Origin of the sequence: Serratia ureilytica (genome assembly GCF_013375155.1) — a bacterium.
In the GTDB taxonomy this organism is placed as follows: domain Bacteria; phylum Pseudomonadota; class Gammaproteobacteria; order Enterobacterales; family Enterobacteriaceae; genus Serratia; species Serratia ureilytica.
The window spans coordinates 25,021-51,678 of the sequence record NZ_JABXOF010000009.1; the positions used below are offsets into that span (position 1 = coordinate 25,021).

The 26,658-nt window shown below is 61.8% G+C and carries 25 protein-coding genes; 7 read left to right on the forward strand and 18 right to left on the reverse strand.

The features are described from left to right. Nucleotides 1–65: 65 nt before the first annotated feature. On the reverse strand, nucleotides 66–2,354 hold the full coding sequence (metE, locus tag HWW83_RS16920) for a 5-methyltetrahydropteroyltriglutamate--homocysteine S-methyltransferase (protein ID WP_176589441.1): 2,289 nt from the start codon (nucleotides 2,352–2,354) through the stop codon (nucleotides 66–68). A gap of 90 nt (nucleotides 2,355–2,444) precedes the next feature. On the opposite strand from metE, the gene metR reads away from it, so the two are divergent. Next, nucleotides 2,445–3,389, forward strand: coding sequence for an HTH-type transcriptional regulator MetR (gene metR / locus HWW83_RS16925; protein ID WP_016929455.1), 945 nt, complete (start codon nucleotides 2,445–2,447; stop codon nucleotides 3,387–3,389). 36 nt (nucleotides 3,390–3,425) lie between these two features. On the opposite strand, the gene HWW83_RS16930 is transcribed toward metR, so the two are convergent. Then, nucleotides 3,426–4,286 (reverse strand): carboxylate/amino acid/amine transporter, encoded by an 861-nt coding sequence (locus tag HWW83_RS16930; protein WP_016929456.1) that lies wholly within the window; start codon nucleotides 4,284–4,286, stop codon nucleotides 3,426–3,428. Nucleotides 4,287–4,437: 151 nt separating this feature from the next. Here HWW83_RS16930 and HWW83_RS16935 point away from each other — a divergent pair, with 151 nt between their 5' ends. Beyond that, entirely contained in the window at nucleotides 4,438–4,767 is a 330-nt protein-coding gene (locus tag HWW83_RS16935; protein ID WP_033644978.1) for a hypothetical protein, read from the forward strand. On the opposite strand, the gene HWW83_RS16940 is transcribed toward HWW83_RS16935, so the two are convergent. The 12 genes from HWW83_RS16940 to HWW83_RS16995 all read right to left on the reverse strand — a co-directional run bounded on the left by HWW83_RS16940 (nucleotide 4,748) and on the right by HWW83_RS16995 (nucleotide 17,034). Next, the gene (locus HWW83_RS16940) at nucleotides 4,748–5,704 is read right to left on the reverse strand and encodes an AEC family transporter (RefSeq protein WP_069100521.1); all 957 of its coding nucleotides are present in this window, start codon (nucleotides 5,702–5,704) and stop codon (nucleotides 4,748–4,750) included. The two genes, HWW83_RS16935 and HWW83_RS16940, sit on opposite strands and share 20 nt — an antisense overlap. A 60-nt stretch (nucleotides 5,705–5,764) precedes the next feature. Beyond that, nucleotides 5,765–6,502: a glycerophosphodiester phosphodiesterase gene (gene ugpQ, locus HWW83_RS16945; protein ID WP_069100522.1), complete on the reverse strand. Its 738-nt coding sequence runs from the start codon at nucleotides 6,500–6,502 to the stop codon at nucleotides 5,765–5,767. Continuing rightward, nucleotides 6,502–7,572 (reverse strand): sn-glycerol-3-phosphate import ATP-binding protein UgpC, encoded by a 1,071-nt coding sequence (locus tag HWW83_RS16950; protein ID WP_060434765.1) that lies wholly within the window; start codon nucleotides 7,570–7,572, stop codon nucleotides 6,502–6,504. Before HWW83_RS16950 ends, ugpQ begins: the two co-directional genes overlap by 1 nt. A gap of 5 nt (nucleotides 7,573–7,577) precedes the next feature. Continuing rightward, entirely contained in the window at nucleotides 7,578–8,423 is an 846-nt protein-coding gene (ugpE, locus tag HWW83_RS16955) for a sn-glycerol-3-phosphate ABC transporter permease UgpE (RefSeq protein WP_004934403.1), read from the reverse strand. Further along, the gene (gene ugpA / locus HWW83_RS16960) at nucleotides 8,420–9,307 is read right to left on the reverse strand and encodes a sn-glycerol-3-phosphate ABC transporter permease UgpA (RefSeq protein ID WP_015376293.1); all 888 of its coding nucleotides are present in this window, start codon (nucleotides 9,305–9,307) and stop codon (nucleotides 8,420–8,422) included. The genes ugpE and ugpA overlap by 4 nt, the downstream gene beginning before the upstream one ends. A gap of 78 nt (nucleotides 9,308–9,385) precedes the next feature. Continuing rightward, nucleotides 9,386–10,705 (reverse strand): sn-glycerol-3-phosphate ABC transporter substrate-binding protein UgpB, encoded by a 1,320-nt coding sequence (gene ugpB, locus HWW83_RS16965; RefSeq protein WP_004934396.1) that lies wholly within the window; start codon nucleotides 10,703–10,705, stop codon nucleotides 9,386–9,388. Between the two features lie 187 nt (nucleotides 10,706–10,892). Continuing rightward, nucleotides 10,893–12,080 (reverse strand): aminotransferase-like domain-containing protein, encoded by a 1,188-nt coding sequence (locus tag HWW83_RS16970; RefSeq protein ID WP_033652643.1) that lies wholly within the window; start codon nucleotides 12,078–12,080, stop codon nucleotides 10,893–10,895. 44 nt (nucleotides 12,081–12,124) lie between these two features. Further along, on the reverse strand, nucleotides 12,125–12,826 hold the full coding sequence (gene livF / locus HWW83_RS16975; protein WP_015376292.1) for a high-affinity branched-chain amino acid ABC transporter ATP-binding protein LivF: 702 nt from the start codon (nucleotides 12,824–12,826) through the stop codon (nucleotides 12,125–12,127). A 4-nt stretch (nucleotides 12,827–12,830) separates the two neighbouring features. Next, nucleotides 12,831–13,598 (reverse strand): high-affinity branched-chain amino acid ABC transporter ATP-binding protein LivG, encoded by a 768-nt coding sequence (gene livG / locus HWW83_RS16980; protein ID WP_069100525.1) that lies wholly within the window; start codon nucleotides 13,596–13,598, stop codon nucleotides 12,831–12,833. Then, a complete protein-coding gene (locus HWW83_RS16985) occupies nucleotides 13,595–14,878 on the reverse strand; it encodes a high-affinity branched-chain amino acid ABC transporter permease LivM (RefSeq protein WP_042783462.1) in 1,284 nt (427 codons plus the stop codon). The genes livG and HWW83_RS16985 overlap by 4 nt, the downstream gene beginning before the upstream one ends. Next, a complete protein-coding gene (livH, locus tag HWW83_RS16990) occupies nucleotides 14,875–15,801 on the reverse strand; it encodes a high-affinity branched-chain amino acid ABC transporter permease LivH (RefSeq protein ID WP_015376290.1) in 927 nt (308 codons plus the stop codon). The genes HWW83_RS16985 and livH overlap by 4 nt, the downstream gene beginning before the upstream one ends. 117 nt (nucleotides 15,802–15,918) lie before the next feature. Then, nucleotides 15,919–17,034 carry a branched-chain amino acid ABC transporter substrate-binding protein gene (locus HWW83_RS16995; RefSeq protein WP_025304902.1) on the reverse strand — a complete coding sequence of 372 codons (1,116 nt, stop codon included), beginning with the start codon at nucleotides 17,032–17,034 and terminating at the stop codon, nucleotides 15,919–15,921. 405 nt (nucleotides 17,035–17,439) lie between these two features. On the opposite strand from HWW83_RS16995, the gene panM reads away from it, so the two are divergent. The 3 genes from panM to HWW83_RS17010 are packed head-to-tail and all read left to right on the forward strand — an operon-like array spanning nucleotide 17,440 to nucleotide 21,102. Beyond that, a complete protein-coding gene (gene panM, locus HWW83_RS17000) occupies nucleotides 17,440–17,832 on the forward strand; it encodes an aspartate 1-decarboxylase autocleavage activator PanM (protein WP_033644987.1) in 393 nt (130 codons plus the stop codon). Beyond that, complete coding sequence (locus HWW83_RS17005; RefSeq protein WP_103101684.1) at nucleotides 17,829–19,046, forward strand: DUF3142 domain-containing protein; 1,218 nt, start codon at nucleotides 17,829–17,831, stop codon at nucleotides 19,044–19,046. Before panM ends, HWW83_RS17005 begins: the two co-directional genes overlap by 4 nt. 43 nt (nucleotides 19,047–19,089) lie before the next feature. Next, on the forward strand, nucleotides 19,090–21,102 hold the full coding sequence (locus HWW83_RS17010; protein WP_373275452.1) for a hypothetical protein: 2,013 nt from the start codon (nucleotides 19,090–19,092) through the stop codon (nucleotides 21,100–21,102). A 64-nt stretch (nucleotides 21,103–21,166) separates the two neighbouring features. Here the strand turns inward: HWW83_RS17010 and rpoH are convergent, their stop codons facing one another. From rpoH to ftsY, 4 genes are all read right to left on the reverse strand, one after another. Beyond that, nucleotides 21,167–22,024, reverse strand: coding sequence for an RNA polymerase sigma factor RpoH (rpoH, locus tag HWW83_RS17015; protein WP_004934345.1), 858 nt, complete (start codon nucleotides 22,022–22,024; stop codon nucleotides 21,167–21,169). A gap of 317 nt (nucleotides 22,025–22,341) precedes the next feature. Further along, nucleotides 22,342–23,295, reverse strand: a complete 954-nt coding sequence (gene ftsX, locus HWW83_RS17020) for a permease-like cell division protein FtsX (RefSeq protein WP_033636680.1) — start codon at nucleotides 23,293–23,295, stop codon at nucleotides 22,342–22,344. Beyond that, nucleotides 23,285–23,956, reverse strand: coding sequence for a cell division ATP-binding protein FtsE (gene ftsE, locus HWW83_RS17025; RefSeq protein WP_004934337.1), 672 nt, complete (start codon nucleotides 23,954–23,956; stop codon nucleotides 23,285–23,287). The genes ftsX and ftsE overlap by 11 nt, the downstream gene beginning before the upstream one ends. 5 nt (nucleotides 23,957–23,961) lie before the next feature. Next, nucleotides 23,962–25,533 carry a signal recognition particle-docking protein FtsY gene (ftsY, locus tag HWW83_RS17030; RefSeq protein ID WP_060660069.1) on the reverse strand — a complete coding sequence of 524 codons (1,572 nt, stop codon included), beginning with the start codon at nucleotides 25,531–25,533 and terminating at the stop codon, nucleotides 23,962–23,964. Nucleotides 25,534–25,775: 242 nt separating this feature from the next. Between ftsY and rsmD the strand changes: the two genes are divergently transcribed. Beyond that, nucleotides 25,776–26,396: a 16S rRNA (guanine(966)-N(2))-methyltransferase gene (rsmD, locus tag HWW83_RS17035; protein ID WP_033644994.1), complete on the forward strand. Its 621-nt coding sequence runs from the start codon at nucleotides 25,776–25,778 to the stop codon at nucleotides 26,394–26,396. Further along, nucleotides 26,386–26,658 (forward strand): DUF1145 family protein, encoded by a 273-nt coding sequence (locus HWW83_RS17040; RefSeq protein WP_004934327.1) that lies wholly within the window; start codon nucleotides 26,386–26,388, stop codon nucleotides 26,656–26,658. Before rsmD ends, HWW83_RS17040 begins: the two co-directional genes overlap by 11 nt.

Consider the following 26,658-nt stretch of genomic DNA (forward strand, 5'->3'; position numbering starts at 1 on the left):
GGCGCCGAAGCGCCCAATCATCACACCAGTAAATCTATCTGCGGCGGTTTACCCGCCGCGCGGCATCACGCGTGCTCGCGCAGGCGCTGCGCCGCCAATACCATGTTGGCCAGCGACTGCCGGGTTTCCGGCCAACCGCGAGTTTTCAGGCCGCAATCGGGGTTGACCCACAGGCGTTCCGCCGGGATGTTCTGCGCCGCTTTACGCAGCAGCGCTTCGATCCATTCCACGCTCGGCACGTTCGGCGAGTGGATATCGTAGACGCCCGGCCCGATTTCGTTCGGGTATTCGAACTCTTTGAAGGCTTCCAGCAGATCCATATCGGAACGCGAGGTCTCGATGGTGATCACGTCGGCGTCCAGCGCGGCGATGGAGTCCATGATGTCGTTGAACTCGCAGTAACACATGTGGGTGTGGATCTGGGTGTCATCCTGCGCCACGGCGGCGTTCAATTTGAAGGCGTCCACCGCCCAGTTCAGGTAGGCGGCCCAGTCGGATTGTCGCAGCGGCAGCCCCTCGCGCAGCGCAGGTTCGTCGATCTGAATGATGCCGATGCCGGCTTTTTCCAAATCCTCTACCTCGTCGCGCAGCGCCAGCGCAATCTGCTTGGCGATCACTTCGCGGGTCACGTCTTCACGCGGGAACGACCAGCACAGGATGGTCACCGGCCCGGTCAACATGCCTTTCACCGGCTTGTCGGTCAACGACTGGGCGAATTTGGCCCATTCGACGGTAATGGCTTCCGGGCGGCTGACGTCACCGATGATCACCGGCGGCTTCACGCAGCGGGAACCGTAGCTCTGCACCCAACCATTCTGGGTAAACACGAAGCCGTCGAGGTTCTCACCGAAATATTCCACCATGTCGTTGCGCTCGGCTTCACCGTGCACCAGTACGTCCAACCCGAGGCGCTCCTGCTCGACGATCGCCTGTTTGATGTGCTCACCGATGCTGGTGCGGTAGTTGCTGCCGTCCAAACGGCCCTGTTTGAAGTCCAGACGCAGGCCGCGGATTTCGGTGGTCTGTGGGAACGAACCGATGGTCGTCGTCGGCCAGGCCGGCAGCTTGAAACGCTCGCGCTGCGCCCTGGCGCGCTCGGCGTACGCGCTGCGGCGTTCGCAGTCCTGCGCGGTGATCGCGGCCAGACGGCGCTCAACCTGTGAGTTATGCACGCGGTTCGACTGGCGACGGGCGCGGATCGGCGCGCTGTAGGCGTCCAGCTCGGCCTGTTTCGTCGCGTCAGGCGCGTTCAGCGCCGAGCTCAACAGCGCCAGCTCGGCGCATTTTTGCAGGGCGAAGGCGAACCAGCTTTTCACTTCTTCGTCCAGACGGCTTTCCACGCTCAGATCGATCGGGCTGTGCAGCAGTGAACAGGAGGTGCCGATCCACAGCGGGCGCTGTCCCACCAGCGGCTGCAGACGTTCGAACCAGCGGCTCAGATCGGCGCGCCAAACGTTGCGGCCGTTGATCACGCCCAGCGACAGCAGCCAGTCTTGCGGCAATGCGGCGCTCAGCGCGGCGATATCGTCATGGCCGGCGACCAGATCGACGTGCAGCCCCTGCACCGGCAGCGTGCGAATGGTGTCGAGGTTGTGGCCGACGCTGTCGAAATACGTGGTCAACAGCAACTTAACCTGCCCCTGCAACGCGTCATACGCCGGTTTGAAGGCGTCCAGCCAGGCTTGCGGCAGCTCCAGCACCAGCGCAGGTTCGTCGATTTGCACCCATTCGACGCCGCGCTTCGCCAGCTCCGCCAGCACCTGCTGGTAAACCGGCAGGATCTCTTTCAACAGCGACAGGCGGTCGAACGGCTCGCCCTTCACTTTACCCAACCACAGATAAGTCACCGGGCCAAGCAGCACCGGCTTGATGTGATGCCCCAGCGCCAGCGCTTCGTCCACTTCGTCCAGCAGTTGGGTCCAGCCCAGCTTGAACTGCTGGCCTTGCTGGAATTCGGGCACCATGTAGTGATAGTTGGTGTTAAACCATTTGGTCATTTCCGCCGCGGCCGCCGGCTCGCCGGTCGGTGCGCGGCCACGGCCGATGCGGAACAGCGTGTCCAGATCAATAGAGCCATCCGCATTCTGATGGCGCGCCGGCACGTTGCCCAGCAGCAGGCTGGTGGTCAACACATGATCGTACCAGGCGAAATCGCCGACCGGCACCAAATCCACCCCGGCCTGCTGTTGCTGCTGCCAATGACGAGCGCGCAGCTCGCGGCCAACCGCCAACAGCTCTTCCTGCGTTGAGTTGCCGGCCCAGTAGCTTTCCTGAGCTTTTTTCAGCTCACGTCGTAGCCCAACGCGAGGAAAACCCAGTGTGTGATTCAAGATTGCCATCGTCATATTCCCCATTTAGCCGTCCAGATGTTTACACATCCATAATCAGCAGGTACTGTATTAACCACAAGCGCAATTTATTCACTGTCAATGTGAAGGACTCTCATGATCGAACTGAAACATTTACGGACGCTGCAGGCTCTGCGCAACAGCGGTTCGTTGGCGGGGGCGGCGGCCCAACTTCATCAGACGCAGTCTGCCCTGTCGCACCAGTTCAGCGATCTTGAGCAACGTCTGGGCTTCAAGCTGTTCGTGCGCAAGAGCCAGCCCCTGCGCTTCACCGCCCAGGGCGAAATCCTGCTGCAGCTGGCGGAACAGGTGCTGCCGCAGATCCAGCAGGCGCTGCAGGCCTGCCACGAGCCGCATCAAACCACGCTGCGCATCGCCATCGAATGCCACAGCTGCATTCAGTGGCTGACGCCGGCGCTGGACAACTTCCGCCAGCGTTTCCCGCAGGTGGTGATGGACTTCACCTCCGGCGTCACTTTCGATCCGCAGCCGGCCCTGCAACAGGGCGAGCTGGATCTGGTGATGACGTCGGATATCCTGCCGCGCAGCGGCCTGCACTATTCGCCGATGTTCGATTTCGAGGTGCGTCTGGTGCTGGCGCCGGATCATCCGCTGGCCGGCAAGCCGCACATCGAGCCGGAAGACTTGAGCGATGAAACGCTGTTGATTTACCCGGTGCAGCGCCAGCGGTTGGATATCTGGCGGCATTTCCTGCAGCCGGCGGGCGTCAACCCGGCATTGAAGAACGTCGATAACACGCTACTGCTGATCCAGATGGTATCGGCGCGGATGGGGATTGCGGCGCTGCCGCACTGGGTGGTGGAGAGTTTCGAACGTCAGGGGCTGGTGGTGACCAAAACCCTGGGTGACGGCCTGTGGAGCCGCCTGTACGCCGCCGTGCGCGACGGCGAACAGCGCCAGGCGGTGACCGAAGCCTTTATCCGCTCGGCCCGCCAGCACGCCTGCGATCATCTGCCGTTTGTACGCGATGCCGCACGCCCCGGCGCGACCGGCGCCAAAGCATTGGCGGCCGGCGTATAAACATTCGGGCCCCCCGTTCCGGGGTGGCCCACTCGTTTAGCCAAGCTGTTTCGGCGCTACCCAGCGGCGATGCACCCACAGCGAAGCGACGATCACCGCCCCACCGATGATAAAGCTCGGCCAGTGCGGCTGCTGTTGCCAGATGGCCAGATTGACCAACAAACCGGCCGGCACATGCATATTGTTCATGATGCCGAGCGTGCCCGCATCGACCTGAGTCGCGCCATAGTTCCACATGAAGTAACCCAGTCCCGACGCCACCACGCCCAGCCAGATCAGCACGCCCCACTGCAGGTTGGTGGTTGGCAGCTGCTGCGGGTTACCCCACAGGAACCAGGCCACCACCGCCACCGCCGCCGCCCCCAGGTAGAACCAGGAAAAGGCGGTGTGCTGCGGCAAGGGGTGCACTTCCATCAGGCGCTTATAGCCGACCATGCCGATGGCGAAGCTGATATTCGCCGCTTGCACCAACAGCAGCCCCCACCAGAAGTGTTCGCTCAGTTGATGATAGCGAATGATCGCCGCGCCCAGCACCGCCAGCAGCGCACTGAAGACGTAGCCCCAGCGCAGACGGCGGCCGCTCAGCAAATCGTAGATCAACGTGATGTACAGCGGCGTCAACACGGTGAACAGCAGGAATTCGGGTACCGTCAGGTAGAGATAGGCGCGGAAGCTGAACAGATACATGATGCCCAGTTGGAAGGCGCCCACCAGCATATACAGCAGGATCACCCTGGGCTTGATATTGCGCCAACGCAGAAACGGCAGGAATACCAGCGCCGCCAGCCCGATGCGCACCAGCGCCGAGAACCCGCTGTCGACATGGCCCGCCAGGTACTCGCCGATCAGGCTGAAAGAAAATGCCCACAGGATGGTGGTTATAACCAAAAGCAGCACGATGGGTTCACCCTAAAAAGACCGAAAGGGCGATTGTAACGGAAGATGGACGCATAAGGGGATGAAAGGCGGTTTACATCTGAATAAAAGATAAACTACCGGCAAAATTTCACCGCTGGGTTAGGCTTAATAAAAAGGCGAGGTAACCATCATGAAAACTTCTCACATTCTGTTCGCTCTGCTGTTGCTGCCTGGGTTGGCGGCGGCGGCCAACGGCGTAACCGACCTGCGCTCACAGCAGCAGTTACTCAACCAAAACAGCCAGCAGGCGCAGCAACAGCGCTTGTTGAACAACCGGCAGATGGATCAACGCCGCCTGCAGCAGCAGCGACAGTTCGACAATCAGCGGCAACAGCTGATGCAAACCACGCCGAACGGCGGGCAACTGCTGCCTAACGGCAACCAGCCGCGCGATCCGTTCAATCGCACCGCGCCGGCGGTGCCGCAGGCGCCGATGCCGGCTACGCCCGCACGCCCATAACGGTGAGGAACAGCGGCGTGGTGATCGCCGCCAGCACGGTGGACATCACCAGGCTGGTGGCGGCCGGGCCGGTGAGCGTATTGAACTGGCGCGACATCAGGTAGACGTTCACCCCCACCGCCATTGAGCCCAACAGCACCACAACGCGGGTCTCCATCGGCGGCAAATCCATCATCCAGGCCAGCAGCCAAATCACTAGCGGCTGCACCAGCAGCTTCAGCACGCAGATGGCGCTGCTCAGCTGCCAGCCTTCGCTGATGCGGTACTCCGCGAGCCCCATGCCAAGCACCACCAGCGACAGCGGCGCCGCCACCTGGCCGAGCATGCTGACCGGCCGATCGACGAAGGTCGGCAGCGGCAGGCTGGTCAGGCTGAACAAGGTGCCGGACAGAATGCCGACGATCAGTGGGTTGGTCAGCACGCTGCGCGCGGTTTTAGCGAAGCCGCTCAGCGTCGGCGAGCCGTTGCGCGCCCATTCGATCGATACCGTCACCAGCGTCCACAGGATCAGGCCGTTGAACACCAGCACCAGCGCCACCGACGGGATCGCCGCCTGCCCCAGCATTACGCTGGCGATCGGTAAACCGAGCATCACGTTATTGGAGAAAATACCGCCCAGCGCAAACACCGATCCGGCGACGCCATCTAGCCGGAAGAGGTGCCGGGCGACCAGGCGGCCAAGCACAAACACGATCAGGCAGCTGCCAAAGAACGCGATCAACAGCCGGGCGTCGACCGCCGGGCGCTGCGAGAAGTCGCACATCATGCGAAACAACATGGCGGGCAAGGCGAGGGAAAACACGAAGCGCGTCAGGCCATCGGTGATGCTGGAAGGCCATTTCCCCCAGCGAATCAGCCCATAACCCAACGCGATCAGGACGAACAGCGGTAAAGACAGCACGATCTGGTGCCACAGTGACAGGATAAAGCCAGGCATCGCATTCCTTCCGGTGGTGCGGCGGCAAGGCTTGTCGTCGCGGGATTCATCGGCGCCGGATTAAAAATCCGGGCCAATCAAATCTATCCGGTCGGTGCAAATGCAGTCAACGCCCCAATCGAGCAACAGGCGCGCGCGATCCGCTTGGTTGACGGTATACACCAGAATGCGCAGCCCGGCGTCTTTCAACGCTTTCACCCGCTCGGCGGTCAGCGCTTTGTGATCGATATGCAGCGAGACGCAATCCAGGCGTTCAGTCAGCTCGCGCCAGTTGTCGTCCCAGGCCTCCAACAGCAGGCCGCGCGGCAAGTCCGGCACGGTGCGCTGCGCCGCCGCCAGCGCTTCGACCGAGAAAGAAGAGAGCAGCGGGTCGGTCTGCCCTTGCCACAGCAGCCGCGCCGCCAGCGCCACCACCCGGCCGGTTTCATCGTCGCTGCCGGTGGTCGGTTTGATCTCGATATTGGCCATCAGGCCATGTTCCTGGCAGCGTTCAGCCACCTCCGACAACAGCGGCAGCCGCTCGCCCTTGAAGGCCGAGCTGTACCAGTTGCCGGCATCCAGCTGCACCAGTTTGTCCCACGGCAGCTCGCCCGCCACGCCCCAACCGTTGCTGGTGCGATCCAGCGTGTCGTCGTGCAGCAGGAAAATTTGCCCGTCCTGCGCCAGCTTGGCGTCGAACTCGATCATCTTGTGGCCGTGGCGCGCGCCGACGTCGATCGCCGCCAGGGTGTTTTCCGGCGCCAGAGAACCGCCGCCGCGGTGGGCGACAATATGAGGGTAAGGCCAGGGTCTCGTCATCAATCCATCCGTAATCCGCTGTGGGTGTCAAAGAAGTGCAGCGCCTGAGCAGGCAGCTGCAAATATAGCGTACTGCCCGCCGTCGGCAAGGTTTCATGCGACAACCGCGCGATCACCCCGTGACCGCCCCACTGGCCGTGCGCCAGATTGTCGGCCCCCAGCAGTTCCAGCGTCTGCAGCTGCAGCGGCACGCCCTGGCCTTGCGCCACCAGCTGAATATGCTCCGGCCGAATGCCCAGCGTCAACTGCCGCCCCGCCCACTGCGGCTTGGCCGCCGGCAACGGCAGCGTCATGCCGTCCGCCAGCAGCAGCTGGCCGCCGTCGGCACTGAGGGTGCCGGGCAGCAGGTTCATCGCCGGCGATCCGATAAAGCCGGCGACAAACAGCGAAGCCGGCCGTTGGTACACTTCACTCGGGGTGCCGATCTGCTCCGCCACGCCCTTGTTCATTACGATCACCCGCTGCGCCAGCGTCATCGCCTCCACCTGGTCGTGAGTCACGTACAGGCTGGTGGTTTTCAGGCGTCGGTGCAGCTGTTGCAGCTCCAGGCGCATCTGCACCCGCAGCTTGGCGTCCAGGTTGGACAGCGGTTCATCGAACAGGAACACCGCCGGTTCGCGCACGATGGCGCGCCCCATCGCCACGCGCTGGCGCTGGCCGCCGGAAAGTTCGCGCGGTTTGCGCTTGAGCAGCGGCTCCAGCTCCAGGATGCGCGCCGCTTCCTCCACTCGCTGGCGGATATGCTCCTTGCCGAAACCGCGGATCTTGAGGCCGTAAGCCATGTTGTCGTACACGCTCATGTGCGGATAGAGCGCGTAGTTCTGGAACACCATCGCGATGCCGCGATCCTTGGGCTCCAGATCGGTCACGCGCCGGGTATCGATATAGATATCGCCGCTGGTGGTGCGCTCCAGCCCGGCCACCATCCGCAGCAGCGTGGATTTGCCGCAGCCGGACGGGCCGACCATCACGATGAATTCACCGTCCGCCACGTCGAGGTCGATCTGTTTGATCACCGGCGTTTTACCGTCGTAAGACTTGGTGACCGCCTGTAGTTTTAATCCTGCCATCGTCGTTATTTCTCGCTATCAACCAGACCGCGCACAAACCAGCGCTGCATCAGAAGCACCACCGCCAGCGGTGGCAATAAAGTCAGAATCATCGCCGCCATCACCTGGTTCCACTGGGTCGGCGCGCCGGAAGTGGAGATCATGCTCTTGATGCCCGCCACCGCGGTGCCCATCGAAGCGTCGCTGGTGATCAGGATCGGCCACAGGTATTGGTTCCAGCCGTAGATAAAGGTGATGACGAACAGCGCCGCCAGATTGGTTTTCGACAGCGGCAACACGATGTCCCAAAAGAAACGCATCGGCCCGGCGCCGTCGATGCGCGCCGCCTCCAGCAGCTCATCCGGCAACGTCATGAAGAACTGGCGCAGCAGGAAGGTGGCGGTGGCCGAGGCCATCAGCGGCAGCGTCAGGCCGGTATAGCTGTCCAGCAGGTTGAGGTTGGAGATCACCTCCACCGTCGGGAAAATGCGCACTTCCACCGGCAGCATCAGGGTGAGGAAAATCAGCCAAAAAAACAGGCTGCGCAGCGGGAAACGGAAATACACGATGGCGTAAGCCGACAGCACTGACACCGCGATCTTGCCGCAGGTGATCGCCAGCGCCATGATCACGCTGTTGAGCAGCAGCAGCGAGAACGGCACCTTGAGGTTGCCCACGCCGCCCTGCCAGATATTGCGGATGTTCTCCCACAGGTGACCGCCGGGCACCAGCGTCATCGGCACCTGAAACACCTGTTTGTCGTCCAGCGTGGCGGCGACAAAGGCCACGTACAGCGGGAACAGCACCACCAGCACGCCGATAATCAGCATCACATGGCTGAAGATGTCCAGCCCGCGTCGATTCTCAATCATTGGTAGCGCACCTTACGTTCAACGAAGCGGAACTGGATCACCGTCAGGCCGATCACCAGCAACATCAGGATCACCGACTGCGCGGCGGAACTGGAGAGATCCAACCCTGCGAAGCCTTCGCGGTAGATCTTGTAGATCAACGTGGTGGTGGACTGCACCGGCCCGCCGCCGGTGGCGGCGTCGATCACCGGGAAAGTATCAAAGAAGGCGTACACCAGATTGACCACCAGCAGGAAGAAGCTCACCGGCGCGATCAGCGGCAGCACCAGATGGAAGAAACGCCGCACCGGGCCGGCGCCGTCGATGGCCGCCGCTTCCACCAGCGAACGCGGGATCGACTGCAGCGCCGCGAGGAAAAACAGGAAGTTATAGCTTATCTGCTGCCATACCGAGGCCAGCACCACCAGGAACATCGCCTGGCCGCTGTTTTGCGCATGGTTCCAGTTATAGCCCAGACCGTTGAGGAAATGGGTGATCAACCCCAGACCGGGGTTGAACAGAAAGATCCACAGCACCGCCGCCACCGCCGGCGCCACCGCGTAGGGCAGGATCATCAGCGTGCGATAGAGGCGGCTGCCGCGCAGCACGTAGTCCACCAGCGCAGCGAAGAACAGCGAAACCGCCAGCCCGATGCCGGCCACTAGGAAGCTGAAGATCAGCGTGGTGTAGAACGAGTCGAGGTAGTAAGGATCCTGGAACAGCTGTTTAAAGTTATCCAGCCCGACAAACTGGCTGGACAGGCCGAACGGATCGAGGCTCTGCACCGAATACCACAGCGCTTCGCCGGCGGGCCATAAAAAGAAGACGGCGGTAATCAGCAGCTGCGGCAGCACCAGCGCATAGGGCAACCAGCTGCAGCCGAAACCGGGACGGGAAGATGACATAGCAGTTAAACCATTAATCGGGTACGGAAGGATCGGCGTGAAGACGCGAGCCCGGTCTACCGGGCCCGCGACGCGGGGTTACTTGGTCGAAGCTTCGAAGCGGCGCAGCAGCACGTCACCGCGCTGCACGGCGGCGTCCAACGCCTGCTGAGGCGTTTTCTTGCCGGTCCACACGCCTTCCAGCTCCTCATCCACCACGCTGCGGATCTGCGGCATGTTGCCCAGGCGCAGGCCCTTGGTGAACGGCAACGGCGGCTTGTTCAGCATCTGACGAGTGGCGACGTCGGCACCCGGGTTCTTGTCGTAGAAGCCCTGCTGCTTGGTCAGATCGTAAGCCGCGGTGGTGATCGGCAGATAGCCGGTCTTCTGGTGCCATTCGGCGGCGATTTCCGGCTGCGCCAGGTACTGCAGGAATTCGGCCACGCCCTTGTAGGTGGCGGCGTCTTTGCCGTTCATCACCCACAGGCTGGCCCCGCCGATGATGGCGTTTTGCGGCGCATTTTTCGCGTCGGCGTCGTACGGCATCATGCCGACGCCGTAGTTGAATTTGGCGTAGTGCTTGATGTCCGCCAACGAACCGGATGAGGCGGTGGTGATGGCGCAGTCGCCGTTATAGAACTTCTCGGTGGATTCGTCTTTGCGGCCGAAATAGGTGAAGTCGCCCTTCTTGTTCATCGCTTCGAGCAGCGCAATATGTTTGACCTGCAGCGGTTGGTTGAACTCCAGCTTGGCGCTGGTGCCGCCAAAGCCGTTGTTTTCACTGGCGAACGGCACGCCGTGCCAGGCGCTGAAGTTCTCCAGTTGGATCCAGCCCTGCCAGCCGCTGGCGTAACCGCACTTCATGCCGGCTTCGCGCAGTTTGGCGGTATCCGCCGCCAGTTCCTGCCAGGTTTTCGGCGGTTGATCCGGGTTCAGGCCGGCCTTTTTGAAGGCGTCTTTGTTGTAGTACAGCACCGGCGTGGAGCTGTTGAACGGCTGCGACAGCAGATGGCCGCTCTTGTTGTCGGTGTAATAGCCGGCCACCGTCGGCACGAACACCGACTCGTCGAAGTTGATGCCGGCCTCTTTAAACACTTCATAGACCGGTTTGATGGCTTTGCTGGCCATCATGGTGGCGGTGCCCACCTCGTAAACCTGCAGGATCGCCGGCGCCTTGCCGGAGCGGTAAGCGGCGATGCCCGCCGCCAGGCTCTGTTCGTAGTTGCCTTTATAAACCGGCACAATCTTGACGTCGCTGTGCGACTGGTTGAAGCGATCCGCCAGAGAGTCCACTTCTTTACCCAGTTCGCCTTCCATCGAATGCCAGAACGGGATTTCTGTCGCCGCCAGCGCCTGTGCGCTGACCGCCAGGGTCAATGCGACGCACAACGTGGTTTTGCGAATAGCGTAGGTGAGCATGCCTAACTCCTGAAAAAGCTGGTGTAAAAGCGCGTGAGCGAAAAGAATCAGTTTTTTGTTCGGAAGCTAACATGCCATGCGCGGATGACAGAAAAATAACCGTTAGATGACAGCCACATGACGGCAAGGTGAAGTGAAGATGGCGGTTTGATGTCGGCGGCGGGCATGGGCTCCGCCGCCGCGAGGATTACAGCGAACGGCGCAGGCGCGCGACCGCTTCTTGCATCTGCTGCTCGGTGGCGGTGGCGAACGACAGGCGGAAGGTCGAACGATCCGGGTTGTCGGAGAAGAAGTATTCCCCCGGCACGAACACCACGCCCTGCTGCAGCGTGGTGTTCAGCCATTCGGTGGCGTTGAACGGCTGGCGGAAACGCGCCCACAGGAACATGCCGCCCTTCGGTTTATCGAAGGTGATGTAGTCGCCCAGCTCCTGCTCCACCAAACCGGCCAGGATCTCGCCCTTGTGTTTATAGGCGGCGCGGATCTTGTCGATCTGCGCCGGCAGGCGATCCAGGCCAAGGTAGCATTCGACGATGCTCTGCGACAGGGCGCTGGCGTGCAGATCCGCCGCCTGTTTGATGATCGCCACTTTATGCAGCAGGAACGGCGGCAGGATCGCCCAGCCCAAACGCAGGCCCGGCGCCAGGATCTTGGAAAAGGTCGAGGTATAGATGATGTGGTCGGTGTTGCCCAGCACCTGCTGCGACACCTGATGCAGCGTCGGGTGGCGCTCTTCGGTGAAACGCAGCTCGCCGTACGGATCGTCTTCGATGATCAGGAAGTTATGTTCGGCGGCCAGCTTCACCAGCAGTTCGCGGCGCGCGGCGCTGAGGGTGATACCGCTGGGGTTGCCGAAGTTCGGCACCACGTACACGCCCTTGATGCGCTGGGTTTTCAGCAGCTCGGCCAGCTCTTCCACCACCATGCCGTCGCTGTCGGACGAGACCGACATGATGTTGGCCTCCGCCAGTTCCAGCGTTTGCAGCGCCGCCAGGTAGGTCGGGCGCTCCACCACGAACACGTCGCCCGGGTTGACGATGGCGCGCATCACCAAATCCAGGGCCTGCTGAGAGCCGGCGGTGACCATCACCTCTTCTGCGCGCGCGGTGACGCCGCGCTCGGCGCACAGCGCGCAAATGCGCTCACGCAGCAGCGGGCTGCCCTCGGTCAGGCCATACTGGAATGCGCTTTTCGGCTGTTCGGTGATCGCCTGCTGGGTGGCGATGCTCAATCCTTCGAAATCGAACAGCGCATCAGAGGGGATGCCGCCCGCCAGCGAAATGACGTGTTCCATCTTGCTGTGCTTAAGCAATTCACGGATGGCCGAACTTTTTACGTTAACGATGCGCTGCGCGAGTAACCCTTCTGTCTTCATTTCTTCTTCTCGTACCTGATTATTTTAATTCGTAGGGGGGCGGATTAACCGCCCAGATACGCCGACCTCACTGCTTCGTTGGCTAACAATGCAGCCCCCGTATCTTCCAACACCACGCGGCCGTTTTCCAGCACATAACCGCGGTCCGCCAATTTCAGCGCCTGATTGGCGTTTTGCTCCACCAGGAAGATGGTCATGCCCTCTTCCCGCAGCTGCTGAATGATGTCGAAAATCTGCTGGATGATGATGGGCGCCAGCCCAAGCGAAGGTTCGTCGAGCAGCAGCAGCTTCGGCTGGCTCATCAGCGCGCGGCCGATGGCCAACATCTGCTGTTCGCCGCCGGACATGGTGCCGGCACGCTGGCTTCGGCGCTCCAGCAGGCGCGGGAACAGCGTGAACACCCGTTCGATGCGCTGCTGATATTGGTGACGATCGGCGAAGAAGCCGCCCATCGCCAGGTTTTCTTCCACCGTCATGCGCGAGAAGACTCGCCGCCCTTCCGGCACGATCGCCACCGCTTCGCGCATGATGCGCGAGGTTTGCCACTGGGTGATGTCCTGCCCCTGGAAGACGATGCTGCCTTCGCTGGCGCGCGGTTCGCCGCACAGGGTGCCGAGCAGCGTGGTTTTACCGGCGCCGTTGGCGCCGATTAACGTCACGATTTCGCCCTGACTAATCGTGAGACTGACCTGATGCAGCGCCTGAATTTTGCCGTAATGGGCGGATACCTGATTGAATGACAACATATTATTATTCGCCCAAATAAGCCCGGATCACGTCCGGGTTGTTGCGGATCTCCGCCGGTGTGCCCTGCGCCAGCGGCGTGCCCTGATTCACCACGTAAATGCGATCGGAGATGCCCATCACCAGCTTCATGTCGTGCTCGATCAGCAACACCGAGACCTTATGCCGATCGCGCAGCTCGACGATCAGATGATCCAGCTCGTCGGTCTCTTTCGGGTTCAGACCGGCGGCCGGTTCGTCCAGCATCAGCAGCTCCGGCCGGGTCACCATGCAGCGGGCGATCTCCAGCCGACGCTGCTGCCCGTAGGCCAGATTGCCCGCCGAACGGTTGGCCATCGATAGCAGGCCGACGCGCTCCAGCCACTCCGCTGCGTGCGCCAGCGCCTCGGCTTCGGCGCGGCGGAAGGCCGGGGTTTTCAGCAGCCCGGCGAACACGCCGCTTTTCAGGTGCTGATGCTGCGCCACCAACAGGTTCTCAATCACCGTCATTTCACGGAACAGCCGCACATGCTGGAAGGTGCGCACTACGCCCATACGGGCGATGGCCTGCCCCGCCAGCCCTTCCAGATGGCGATCGCGCAATTTGATGGTGCCGCCGCTCGGGCGGTAGAAACCGGTCAGGCAGTTGAACACCGTGGTTTTACCGGCGCCGTTGGGGCCGATCAGCGACACGATTTCGCCTTCATTGAGCGTCAACGCGACATTGTTGACCGCCAGCAGCCCGCCAAAACGCATCGACAGGCCTTCCACCTGCAGTAAAGGTTGAACGCTCATGCCTGTTCCCCCTTGCCCGCGTGAATGTCCGCCGCCTGCAGCTTCAGCTGCGGCCGTTTCATCGGCAACAGCCCCTGCGGCCGCCAAATCATCATCAGCACCATCAGCGCCCCCAGCAGCAGCATGCTGTATTCATTCAGATCGCGCATCAGCTCGCGCGACACCACCAGCAGGATCGCCGCCAGAATGACCGCGAACTGCGAGCCCATGCCCCCCAGTACGACGATCGCCAACACGAAGGCCGACTCGACGAAGGTGAAGGATTCCGGGCTGACGAACCCCTGGCGCGCGGCGAACAGCGTGCCGGCAAACCCGGCGAACGCGGCGCTGATGGTAAAGGCGGTCAGCTTGATGCGCGTCGGGCTGAGGCCCAGCGAGCGGCAGGCGATCTCGTCTTCGCGCAGCGCTTCCCAGGCGCGTCCGAGCGGCATGCGCAGCAGGCGGTTGATGACGAACAGCGTCAGCACCACCAGCAGCAGCGCCACCAGGTACAGAAATACGATGCGATCGCTCGGATCGTATTTCAGGCCGAAGACGTTATGGAAGGTATCCCAGCCGCCGTCGCGCACGCTGCGGTTAAACTCCAGGCCGAAGAAGGTCGGTTTCGGGATCTGGCTGATGCCGTTCGGCCCGCCGGTGATCTCGGTATTGTTCAGCAGCAGGATGCGCACGATCTCACCGAAGCCGAGCGTCACGATCGCCAGATAGTCGCCGCGCAGCCGCAGCACCGGGAAACCGAGCAGGAAGCCGAAGGCGGCGGTGACGATGCCCGCCAGCGGCAGGCTCTCCCAAAAGCCGAGGCCGTAATAATGATTCAGCAGCGCATAGGTGTAGGCGCCGATGGCGTAGAAACCGCCGTAGCCGAGCACCAGCAGACCGGACAGGCCCACCACCACGTTGAGGCCGAGGCCCAGCATCACGTAGATCAGCGTCAGGGTGGCGATATCCACCGTGCCGCGCGACACCAGGAACGGCCAGGCGACCGCCGCGACGAGCAGCAGAGCCGCCAGCAGCTTTTGCCGCGGCGTGGTGCCGTCGAAGCTAGGCAGCACGAACGCCGGGCCGGAGACCTTTTTCAGGCCCTGCTGCAGCAGCGGGCGCAACAGCTGGAAGAAAAAGACGATGACGCAGCCGATGCCGATCCACATCCAGCGCACTTCCGCCGCGCCGTGCACCACCAGTTTGGTGCCGTCCAGGCTGAGCTGCATGCCCATCAGGAACGACGCCATCACGAACAGCACCGCCGTGGCGATCAGCGCATTGAGCAGATTGAGTTTCATACTTTCTCAACCTCCGGACGCCCGAGGATGCCGGTCGGCATGATCAGCAGCACCACGATCAGCAGCGCGAACGACACCACGTCTTTGTATTCGGTGCTCAGGTAGGCGGAGGTCAGCGCTTCCGCCACGCCCAGCACCAGGCCGCCGATCATCGCGCCCGGAATGCTGCCGATGCCGCCCAGAACCGCGGCGGTGAAGGCTTTCATACCGGCCATGAAGCCGATGTAAGGGTTGATGACGCCGTAGAACTGGCCGAGCAACACCCCGGCCACCGCCGCCATCACCGCACCGATGACGAAGGTCAGCGAGATCACCCGGTCCGTGTTGATGCCCAGCAGGCTGGCCATCTTCAGATCTTCCGCACAGGCGCGGCAGGCACGGCCCATGCGCGAATAGCGGATAAACAGCGTCAGCGCCAGCATCGCCAGGAAGGTCACGAGCCAGATGGTCAGCTGCATGGTGCTGATGGTGGCGGCGAAGCCGTTGCTTTCCCCCAGCACCCACTGGCCGGTGACCAGGCTGGGCAGCGCCAGATCGCGTGAGCCCTGCGTCAGGCTGACGTAGTTTTGCAGGAATATCGACATGCCGATGGCCGAGATCAGCGCAATCAGGCGCTTGGAGTTGCGCACCGGCTTGTAGGCCACCCGCTCGATGCTCCAGCCGTAGGCGCTGGCGATGACGATCGAGACCAGGAACGCGGCGCCGATCAGCAGCCAGCCGACGTCGATGCCGAGCATCATCAGGGCGGCAATAACGATAAAGGAGACATAGCTGCCGATCATGTACACCTCGCCATGGGCGAAGTTGATCATGCCGATGATGCCGTAAACCATGGTGTAACCGATGGCGATCAATGCATAGGTGCTGCCCAACGTTAAGCCGTTGAACATCTGCTGCAGAAAATAGAGGAGCTGCTCTGACATACTCTGAACCCTTGGCTGCGAAACCCGCCGGCGGAGAACCGGCGGGTAAAGGGAGACGGGGCCGACAAGCCGACCCGCCGGGCGCAGCGGGCTGCGCCCCACCCTAATCATTATGGCTTATTTGATCGGTGTGGACGTGCCGTTGGCATGCCATTCGAACACGCCGAACTCGAAGCCTTTCAGGTCGCCCTTGTCATCCCAGGTCAGCGGCCCCATCACGGTCTCCACCGGCTTACCGGTTTTCAGATCCTTGACGATGTCCGCCGGTTCCTGACTGCCGCTGCGCTCCATGCCGGTGGTCAGCGACTGCAGCGCGGCATAGGTGGTCCAGACGAACGGGCCGGTCGGATCCAGCTTCTTGGCTTTCAACGCATCGACGATCGGCTGGTTGGCAGGCACCTGATCGTAGCGTTTCGGCAGCGTCACCAGCATGCCTTCCGAAGCGGCGCCGGCGATGTTGGACAGTGAGGAGTTGCCCACGCCTTCCGGCCCCATGAAGCGGGTAGTCAACCCGGCCTGTTTGGCCTGACGCAGGATCTGGCCCATTTCCGGGTAGTAACCGCCGAAGTACACGAAGTCGATATTCTCTTTCTTCAGGCGCGCCACCAGGGTGGAGAAGTCTTTGTCGCCGGCGGTGATGCCTTCGAACATCGCCACTTCGGTGCCCTGTTTTTTCAGGCTGTCGCGCACCGAGCGCGCCAGGCCTTCGCCGTATTGTTGCTTGTCGTGCACCACGGCGATGCGCTTCGGCTTGATGTCGCTGAGAATGTATTTGGCGGCGGTCGGGCCCTGATCCGAATCCAGACCGGTGGTGCGCAGGATCATCTTGTAGCCGCGGGTGGTCAGATCGGCGTTGGTGGCCGCCGGGGTAATCATGATCACGCCTTCATCTTCATAGATATCGGACGCCGGCTGGGTGGATGAGGAGCACAGGTGGCCGATCACGTAGCGAATGCCGTCGTTGATCACCTTGTTGGCGACCGCAACCGCCTGTTTCGGGTCGCAGGCGTCGTCGTATTCCACGCCGACCAGCTTGTCGCCCTTGATGCCGCCCTTGGCGTTAATGTCGGCAATCGCCTGGCGCGCGCCGGTAAACTCCATGTCGCCATACTGCGCGACCGGGCCGGACATTGCCCCGACGATCGCCACCTTGATGTCTTTCGCCATGGCCGCCTGGCTCATGGCCATCGCAATACAACCCGCCAGCAGTGCCTTACCTGTTGTTAATTTCATCCGCAAATCCCCATCTGTCGTTGTGAACGTACCTGTTGTGTTTGCCTGCGCCCGATCGTTATTGACCGCTTTTGTTATAAGTAATAATGATTTAGGCGTTTTGTTGGCATTATTTTCTAATAAGACTTTATTTTTCATACCATTAAACAGGAATTTTCTGCTGCAAATCAACTTCATCCGACAGAAACAAGCGGTGTAAACAGGATAAAATTCGAATTAAATCTGCGCTGTTTACCTTGAAGCGTAGCGCGTTGTGCTGGTTAACAATCCGTTTACTAACTATTTACTCGGAAAATGCCCCGTGCAAAAAACATATTGCACAGTAATCGTACAGAAAAACTTACACAACGCTCTGCACAAGATCTATTACACTGTCGGCATCATTTAGCTGCGCGGAAATTCTGCATGAAACTGACCATCGAGCGCCTGACCGCGCTGTCCCCGCAAGACCTTATCGACCTCGGTAAAATTTGGCCGCACCAGCAGCCGGAACAGTGGCAGAGCTGGCTGAGCGGCGGCAAGGCGCTGTTCGCCGCCCGCTTCAACGAGCGTCTGCTGGGCGCGGTGAAAATTGCGCTGCAGGACGACCGCGCCGAACTGCTGGATCTGCTGGTACGCGAAGTGACGCGCCGCCGCGGCGTCGGTCTTTACCTGGTGCAAGATGCACAGCGTCAGCTGCCGCAGGTCGCCCATTGGCAGCTGTCGACCGCCGGTCTGGCGCCGCGCGAACGTGGGGAAGTCGATAACTTCATGCGCGCCTGCGGCTTCGCGCCGCAGGGCGATCTCTGGCAAAAATGAAACGCCGGCTGGCGGCGCTGGTCTTGATTGCGCTGGGGTTGGCGGCCTGGTTCGCCGGGCGTCAGCAGGCGCTGCGCCAGGCCTCAGGCGGGGATCAGCAGGTTTACGTTTGGCAGCGGGTTTGGACGCCGCAACACGCCGATGCGCTGGCGCGCAGCCGCGATCTGTTCGGCACGCTGCGGGTGCTGGCGCTGCAGGTGCATCCACGCGAGGGCTGGCGGGAAATCCCGGCCGATCTCAGCCTGCTGAAGCAGGACGGCCGCCCGCTCTGGCTGGTAGCGCGCCTCGACGGCCAGCTGGCGCAGCTGGACCAAGAAGCCATTATCCAGCGTCTGCTTGCGATCACCCAGCGCTGGCAGGCGGCCGGGCTGCCCGTCACCGGCGTCGAGATCGATCATGACGCCGCCACGGCTCGCCTGCCGGATTACCAACGTTTTCTGCAGCGGCTGCGCCAACGGCTGCCCGCCGCTTTGCAACTCGGCATCACCGCCCTGCCGGCCTGGATCGGCTCGCCCAACTTGCCCGGCGTACTGCAACAGGCCGACAGTTCCGTTCTGCAAGTGCATGCGGTGCTCTCACCGCAGCAGGGGCTGTTTGACGGCCCGCTGGCGCTGCGCTGGGTGCGGCAGTACGCCGCCGTCACACCGAAACCGTTTCGCGTCGCGCTGCCGGCCTATGGCATGGCGCTGCTGGGGTTTGATGCGCAGGGCGCGCAGGTGGAGAGCGAATCCTCGCTGCGCGTGGCCGGCAACGGCCGCGAACTGACGGTCGCGCCGCAGCAGATCGCCGATTTTCTGCAAACGCTGGCGCAGCAAACGCCGCCCCGGCTGCGCGGCGTGATTTGGTTCCGACTGCCGCTGGCGGACGATCGGCGCGCCTGGTCGCTCGCCACGCTGCGAGCGGTGATCGAACGGCGGCCGCTGAATGTAGACTGGCAGGTAAAATTTAGGCCTCAGCCGCAGCAAAACGGGCTGTATGATCTGATAATTCACAACAACGGGCCGGTGGACGCCCCGCTGCCGCAAGAGGTGGTCATCCGCGCCGACGACTGCCTGGCGGCGGACGCGGTCGGCAACTACCGGCTGGAATCCGCACCGCAACGGCAACGCTTTATTCGCATCAGCAGCGACCAGCTGCGAGCCGGGCAATCCCGGCCACTGGGCTGGCTGCGCTGCCAACAACTGACGCCAGGAGGCACCCTTGTCACACCTTGATTCGCGCGCGGCACGGAACACCCGCCGCCTTCTTCCGCTGGCCATGCTGATCGGCGCCGCACTGCCGCTGGGCGGCTATGCCTGCGGCCCGGATTTTCCTAACCGGCTGCTGATCGATCGCAACGGCACCCTGCTGTATATGCCGGAGGGCAATTTCGCCTTCGAAGCCGGCCGGCTGGTGCCGGCGGACAGTCAGTTGCCGCACTGGCAAGCCCCGCCGCCGCCGATGCCGCCGAAACCGATGCCGCAATCGCCGGAAACGATAGCGATAGGCAAAATGCGCGCCGCCAAAACGGTGGAAGAGGCTGACGCCGTCAATACGCAGGGGTTGTCCAACGCCGCGCGTCTCTATCAACTGGGCGCCGTGGCTTTCGCCAGCCACGATCCGCGCGCCGCAGACTATTTCCAGCAGGTGCTGAAGCTACCGGCCGCCGAACAGGGCGACTGGGGACTGCGGGCGCAGTATTCGCTTGGCCGCGTACTGATGGCTGACCACGGGACGCCGGTAAACGAATCCGGTGAAGCGGCCCCCGCCGCCGAGCACCCGCCAAAAGCCGCGCTTGAACAGGCGCTGACGGCATTCCAGCAGGTGATCGACCGGGTGAAAAGCGGCGCCGCCGATCCCGATCAGTTGGCGCTGAGCAGCCTTGGGCAGCAGGCGCGCATCCACCTGTGGCTGGGTGACGTCGCCTCCGCCGCCCATCTGTACGCGCAACAGGCGGCGCAGGGCGATCCGAGCGGCGGGCAGTCGCTGCAGTACGTCTCCAGCTTCCTGGTCAATCCCGACCATTTGGACACGCTGAAACAGATTATCGGCGATCCGTTGATCCAGCAGCTGGTGACCATTGAGCTGTTCGCCCGCAGCGGCAACCTGCAAATGGCGGATACCGACGGCAACGGCCGCTCCGCGCAAATCATCAACCAGATCCTGACGCTGCTGGACGGCTCAGTGAAAAGCGGCTTCGCCGGCAGCGATCGGCTGGCGGCGCTGGCTTACCGTTCGGGGCAGTACCCGATGGCGGCGAGCCTGCTGAAAAACGCCGGCGACAGCGGCCTGGCGTGGTGGCTGCGCGCCAAAATGGCGCTGCGCGACGGTGACGTGAAAGCCGCCACCGCCGCCTACGCCAAGGCGGCAAGCGCGTTCCCCGCCGACGAAAGCTGGGGTGAACAGCGCAACGCCGACTTCGTCGCGGAAACCATCGTGCCCGAGTGCCGGGTGGCCGGCGAACAGGCCATCCTGGCGCTGAACCGAGGCGACTATCTGCAGGCGATGGACCTGCTGTATCGCGGCAAAGCGCTCTACTGGGCCGACGTGGCCGACGTGGCGGAACGGGTGCTGACCGTCGATGAGTTGAAAGGCTTTGTCGATAAGCACGCCCCGGCGCCGACGACGCCGCTCAAGCCGGTTAATCCGGACGATTACGGCGGCCAGCAGATCACGCCGGAGGTGCAGCTGCGCGAACTGCTGGCGCGGCGGCTGATGCGCGCCGGGCGATCGCCGGAGGCGCTGGCCTACTTCGATATTCCCAACTACCGGCAAGCGGCGCAGCAGTTCGCCGACGAGCTGAAGGCCGCCAAGGACAAATCCGCTGCGCCGCTGGCGCGCGCGCAGGCTTACTATCGCGCCGCCAACCTGCTGCGCGCCCAGGGGCTGGAGTTTACCGGCTATGAGATGACGCCGGATTACGCCATCTATGGCGCCGGCTATTCCTATCTGGGAGATGCGTTCGATACCCGCGAGCTGAAGCATAAAAGCTGGATCGACAGCGCCGAAGCGGCGCGCGCCAAGGCGGCGCTACCGGCGGAAGACAACCGTTTCCTGCACTATCGCTGGCAGGCGGTGGGGCTGGCGCAACAGGCGGCCGATCTGCTGCCGCCTAAGAGCCAGGCCTATGCCGCCGTGCTGTGTAACGCCGCCAGCTGGGTTATCAAACGCGATGCCAAAACCGGCCGGGCGCTTTATCAGCGCTATATCAACACCGGCACCCGTTATCCGTGGGCGGCGAAATTCGGCTACGACTGCCCGGCGCCGGACTTCGCCGCCGTGGCGCCATAACGCCGAATTTCAGGCACTAAAAAGCCCGGCTTGCCGGGCTTTTTTTATCGAATCTCGCATCGACTCAGGCTTCGATCGCCATTTTCAGTTTCTTCATGGCGTTCTTTTCCAGCTGGCGCACGCGTTCGGCGGAAACGCCGTACTGATCGGCCAGCTCCTGCAGCGTCGATTTGTTGTCGTCATCCAGCCAACGGGCGCGGATGATATGCTGGCTGCGCTCGTCCAGACCTTCCAGCGCATAGGCCAGTTTGTCTGCGGCGTTGCTTTCCCAGTTATCTTCCTCGATGCCTTCGGCGAAGTCCGAGCTCTTATCCTGCAGGTACAGCACCGGCGCCATCGACTGGCCATCGCGGGCCTCGTCGTCCGGAGTCGGATCGAACGTCATGTCCTGCGCCGCCATGCGCGATTCCATCTCGCGCACGTCTTTGCTGGTGACGCCCAGCTCACGGGCCACCAGTTCCACTTCGTCCTGGTTGAACCAGCCCAAACGCTGTTTGGTTTTGCGCAGGTTAAAGAACAGCTTGCGCTGCGCTTTGGTGGTCGCCACTTTCACGATGCGCCAGTTGCGCAATACGTACTCGTGGATTTCCGCCTTAATCCAATGCACCGCAAAGGAAACCAGACGCACGCCGACTTCCGGGTTGAAGCGGCGAACGGCTTTCATCAGGCCGATGTTGCCTTCCTGAATCAGATCCGCCTGCGGCAGACCATAGCCTGAATAGTTGCGGGCAATATGAGCGACAAAGCGCAGGTGAGACAGGATGAGCTGCTTAGCGGCATCCAGATCGCCCTGATAATGCAGCCGTTCAGCCAGCTCCCGCTCTTCCTCTGCCGTCAGCATCGGATAGGCGTTGGCTGCCCGGATATAGGCTTCCAAGCTACCTTGGGGTACTAAGGCTAAAGTTTGCATTTCTTTGGTCATTCAAACCCTCTCTATGAGAATACAAAATCATGCAGGTGATTATTACAGCGGGGAAATGATTGATTCTACGGCAGTTGCTGAAGCAAAAGCGGTTCCACACGCCGGGCACCTTAACATTTGCTGCAATTTTTGACCGTACTCCGCCCTAAAAGTTCACCCTTTTTTGCAAGCATTGTTGCTGACAATACGTGACGAGGGTGCAGGCCGATAGGGAATTTGTGCGCTAAGAAGAGAGGGATGGTGCTGACTTCGCTTGAGGTCACTCTTCTCCCGCAACGCGATCAAAAGCAGCAGGAGAAGAGTATACCAAAAAAATCTTACTGTGGTGTAAATCGGCGTAAATGTTGCACCGTCGCCAGCCAGGCGGCGATCCAGCCGATCATCGCGGAGATGATCAGCAGCAGCAGCGCCTCATCCCAGCCCAGCCCGTGCAAGGTGAAGGTGGTGCCGAATACCTTGGCCACCCCGGCGACCACCGACTCCAGCTGCCACACCAGCGCGCCGGACAACACTAGCGACAGCAGCGCGCCGGCAAAACCCAGCATCGCCCCGCCGTTGAGGAACGGCCGCAGAATAAAGCCGTCGGTGGCACCGATCAGCTTCATCACGTTAATGGTGTCGCGGCGGCTGAAGATGCTCAGACGCACGCTGTTGCCGATCACCAGGAACACCGCCACGATCATCAGCACGCCGATGATCGCCGCGATCTGACCCGCCAGCCCGGTCAGCGCCGCCAGGCGGGCAAACCAGCTGTCATCCATACGCACTTCTTCCACGCCCTGCACCGCCGCTACGCGATCGCGCAGGGTGTTGAGGGTATCCGAACTCTGGAAGCTCATCTTCGGCGTGACGATCGCCACCGCCGGCAGCGGGTTCTCTTCCAGCATGTCCAGCGCGCCGCCAAAGCCCGACCAGTTGCGGAACTCGCCGCGCGCTTCTTCACGCGACAGGTAATTGACCTTCTCCACGCCGGCTTCCGCCTTGATGGCGTCGAGCACTTTCAGCGCGGCGTCGTCATCGAGCGATTTATCCAGATAAACGGTCAGCTGCGGCGTTGGATACCACTGGCTGGCCGCGGTGCTGACGTTTTTCCACACGATGTAGCACACGCTCGGCAGCGTCAGGGAAATGGCGATCACCATCACCGTCAGCAGCGTCGCCAACGGCTGACGCAGCATGTCTTTGATGGCGTTCATCCAGGCGTAACGCCACTGTTCGCGCCAGCCGCCGCGCAGCGCCTTGCTCTTGGCGGTTTTTGCGTTATTGGCCATGGTGAGCGCCCCCTTGCATGCGGCCCTGGCTCAGCGTCAGGATGCGGTAATTGCGGCGGGCGATAAGCCCGGTGTCGTGCGTCGCCATCAGTACGGTCACGCCGACGCGGTTGAATTCTTCAAACAGGCGCAGAATGCCTTCCGACAGCGCATCATCCAGGTTACCGGTCGGTTCATCCGCCAGCAGCACCGCCGGCTTGTTCACCACCGCACGGGCGATGCCCACGCGCTGCTGCTCACCGCCGGACAGCTGAATCGGGAAGTTTTTCGCTTTATCCAGCAAACCGACCTTGTCCAGCGCGGCGGAAACGCGGCGGCGGATATCTTCGGTGCTGGCGCCGGCGATGATCAGCGGCATCGCCACGTTGTCATACACCGTGCGATCCAGCAGCAGGTGGTGATCCTGGAAGATCATGCCGATCTGTCGACGCAGGAACGGCACCTCGCGGTTTTTCAAGCGACTGATGTCGTGACCGCCAAACCAGATGTGGCCGGCGCTGGGCCGTTCGATACCGCAAATCAGTTTCAGCAGGGTACTTTTCCCCGCGCCGGAATGGCCGGTCAGAAACGCCATCTCCGCCGGGCGCAGATGGAAATCAACCCCCTGCAGCGCTTGCCGTCCGCCCAGATAAGCTTTACTGACCTGTTCAAAGCGAATCATCCGTATTAATCCTCTCGGGCAAAAAGTGCCTCAATAAAATCGTCAGCCTTAAAGGGCCGCAAATCTTCGATGCCTTCCCCGACGCCGATATAGCGGATCGGGATACCGAACTGATCGGCGATGGCGAAGATCACCCCGCCCTTGGCGGTACCGTCCAGTTTAGTCAGCGTGATGCCGGTTAAGCCCACGGCCTCATTAAATAATTTCGCCTGACTGACCGCATTCTGGCCGGTGCTGGCATCGAGCGTCAGCATAACCTCATGGGGGGCCTGGTCGTCCAGTTTTTTCATGACGCGGACGATCTTCTTCAGCTCTTCCATCAGGTGCGATTTGTTCTGCAGACGGCCGGCGGTATCGGCGATCAACACATCGATGCCGCGCGCCTTGGCGGCCTGCACCGCATCGAAGATCACCGAAGCGGAATCCGCGCCGGTATGCTGCGCCACCACCGGAATGCGGTTGCGTTCACCCCACACCTGCAGCTGCTCCACCGCGGCGGCGCGGAAGGTATCCCCCGCCGCCAGCATCACCGACTTGCCTTCCGCCTGGAATTGACGCGCCAGCTTACCGATGGTGGTGGTTTTACCCACGCCGTTCACGCCGACCATCAGGATGACATACGGGGTTTTCCCGCTGACATCCAGCGGCTGATCGACCTTGGCCAGAATTTCGGACATTTCCTCCTTCAGCTTGCCGTACAGCGCTTCGGCGTCTTTCAGCTGCTTGCGGCTGGCGTGCTGGGTCAGGGAGGTGATGATTTTGCGCGTGGTATCCACGCCAACATCAGCGATCAGCAGCTGTTCTTCCAGCTCGTCGAACAGATCGTCGTCGATCTTTTTACCGCGGAACAGCCCCATAAAGCCGGAGCCGAGGTTTTGTTTGGTCTTCAGCAGGCTGCGCTTCAGGCGGGCGAAGAAGCCTTCTTTGGTCGGCCTTTCCTGTTCTTGCGCCGCGGCCGGCACCACCGGCTCAAGCGGTTCTTCTTCCACTTCCGGCACGGATTCAGGTTCAACGACCGGCACCGGCTCAGGTTGGACGACCGGCTCAGGTTCGACGACCGGCTCGGGTTCAACCACCGGCTCGGGTTCAACCACCGGCTCGGGTTCAACCACCGGCTCAGGTTCAACGACCGGCTCAGGCTCGACGACCGGCTCGGGTTCAACCACCGGCTCAGGCTCAACGACCGGCTCAGGCTCAACGACCGGCTCAGGCTCGACGACCGGCTCAGGTTCAACGACCGGTTGCTGTTGCGCCGCCACCTGTTCGGTGACGCTGACGATCTCTTCGGCCAGCGCTTGCGCCGCCGGCTGTTCAGCCGCCGCCGGCAAATTTTCCGCGATTTGCTCGCCGGCCTGACCGTTATCCCACTCTCCCGGGGTGTCGACGGAGGCGGCAGGTTCAGATTCCTGGGCGGGGAGCTTGTCGTCCAGCTTGGCGGCGGCCGGTGCAGCCGGCGTCTCCGCGGCCTGAGCTTCCGCCTGCTCTACCGGCTGCTCAGGTTGCTGTTGCTCTTCTTCCTTTTCCTTCTGGCCAAAGCCCAGCCAGGAGAAAAACCCACGTTTCTTATCTTTTGCCATGTTATGACTCTACTCCGTACCGAAGGCTCGCTTACCCTACATACCTGAAGGATATATGCTGACAATAATCCGCCGAGTCTATCACTTTCCCTCGCGCAGCAACACGCATCCGGCATGCTTTCCGGTGTGAAATCAGACAACAAAGTTTTACCGTTCCCCCCGACGCCCGTCACCGGTAGAATAGGGACAACTTTTCGTTAACCTCTGCGGCCCCGCGCCGCAAAAGAAATCAAACAACGCTTATGACAAGACTCTCGCCACGGGCGGCGGCCAAAAAACCGCCCCAGGCCGCAGCCGGACAGATCCGCATCATCGGCGGCCAATGGCGCGGCCGTAAGCTTCCGGTGCCGAACAGCCCGGGGCTGCGCCCCACCACCGATCGGGTACGCGAAACCCTGTTCAACTGGCTGGCGCCGGTGATTCAGGGCGCGCGCTGCCTGGACTGCTTCGCCGGCAGCGGCGCATTAGGGCTGGAAGCGCTGTCGCGCTATGCCGGCAGCGCCACGCTGTTGGAATTCGAGCGGCCGGTGGCGCAGCAGCTGGAAAAAAATCTGGCGCTGCTGCAGGGCAAAGGGGTGGTTATCAACACCAACGCGCTGAGCTGGCTGGCGGGCGACGGTCAACCGTTCGACGTGGTGTTCCTCGATCCGCCGTTTCGCAAAGGCCTGCTGGCGGAGACCGCCCTGCTGCTGGAGCAGCGGGGCTGGCTGGCCGACGAGGCCTGGATCTATGTAGAAGCCGAGGCGGAAAGCGCCGCGGCGGACGTGCCTGCCAGCTGGCAGTTGCACCGGGAGAAGGTCGCCGGCCAGGTGGCTTATCGCCTTTATCTTCGTTCGCAAGAGAAAACCGACCATGCTGATTAATCTGGGCCGCCTGCTGATGCTGTGCGTATGGGGCTTCCTGCTCTCTAACCTGTTCCATCCGTTTCCCAAGCCGCTGAAGTATTTCATCGACGTGGCGCTGTTCTTTATGGTGGTGATGCACGGCCTGCAGTTGGTGCTGTTGAAATCCACCCAGCCGAAGGATCAGCCGATCAGCTACTGGCAAGAGGCCAAGATCTTTATCTTTGGCGTGTTCGAGCTGCTGGCCTGGCAAAAGAAACAGCCGCCCATCAAGAAAAAGTGA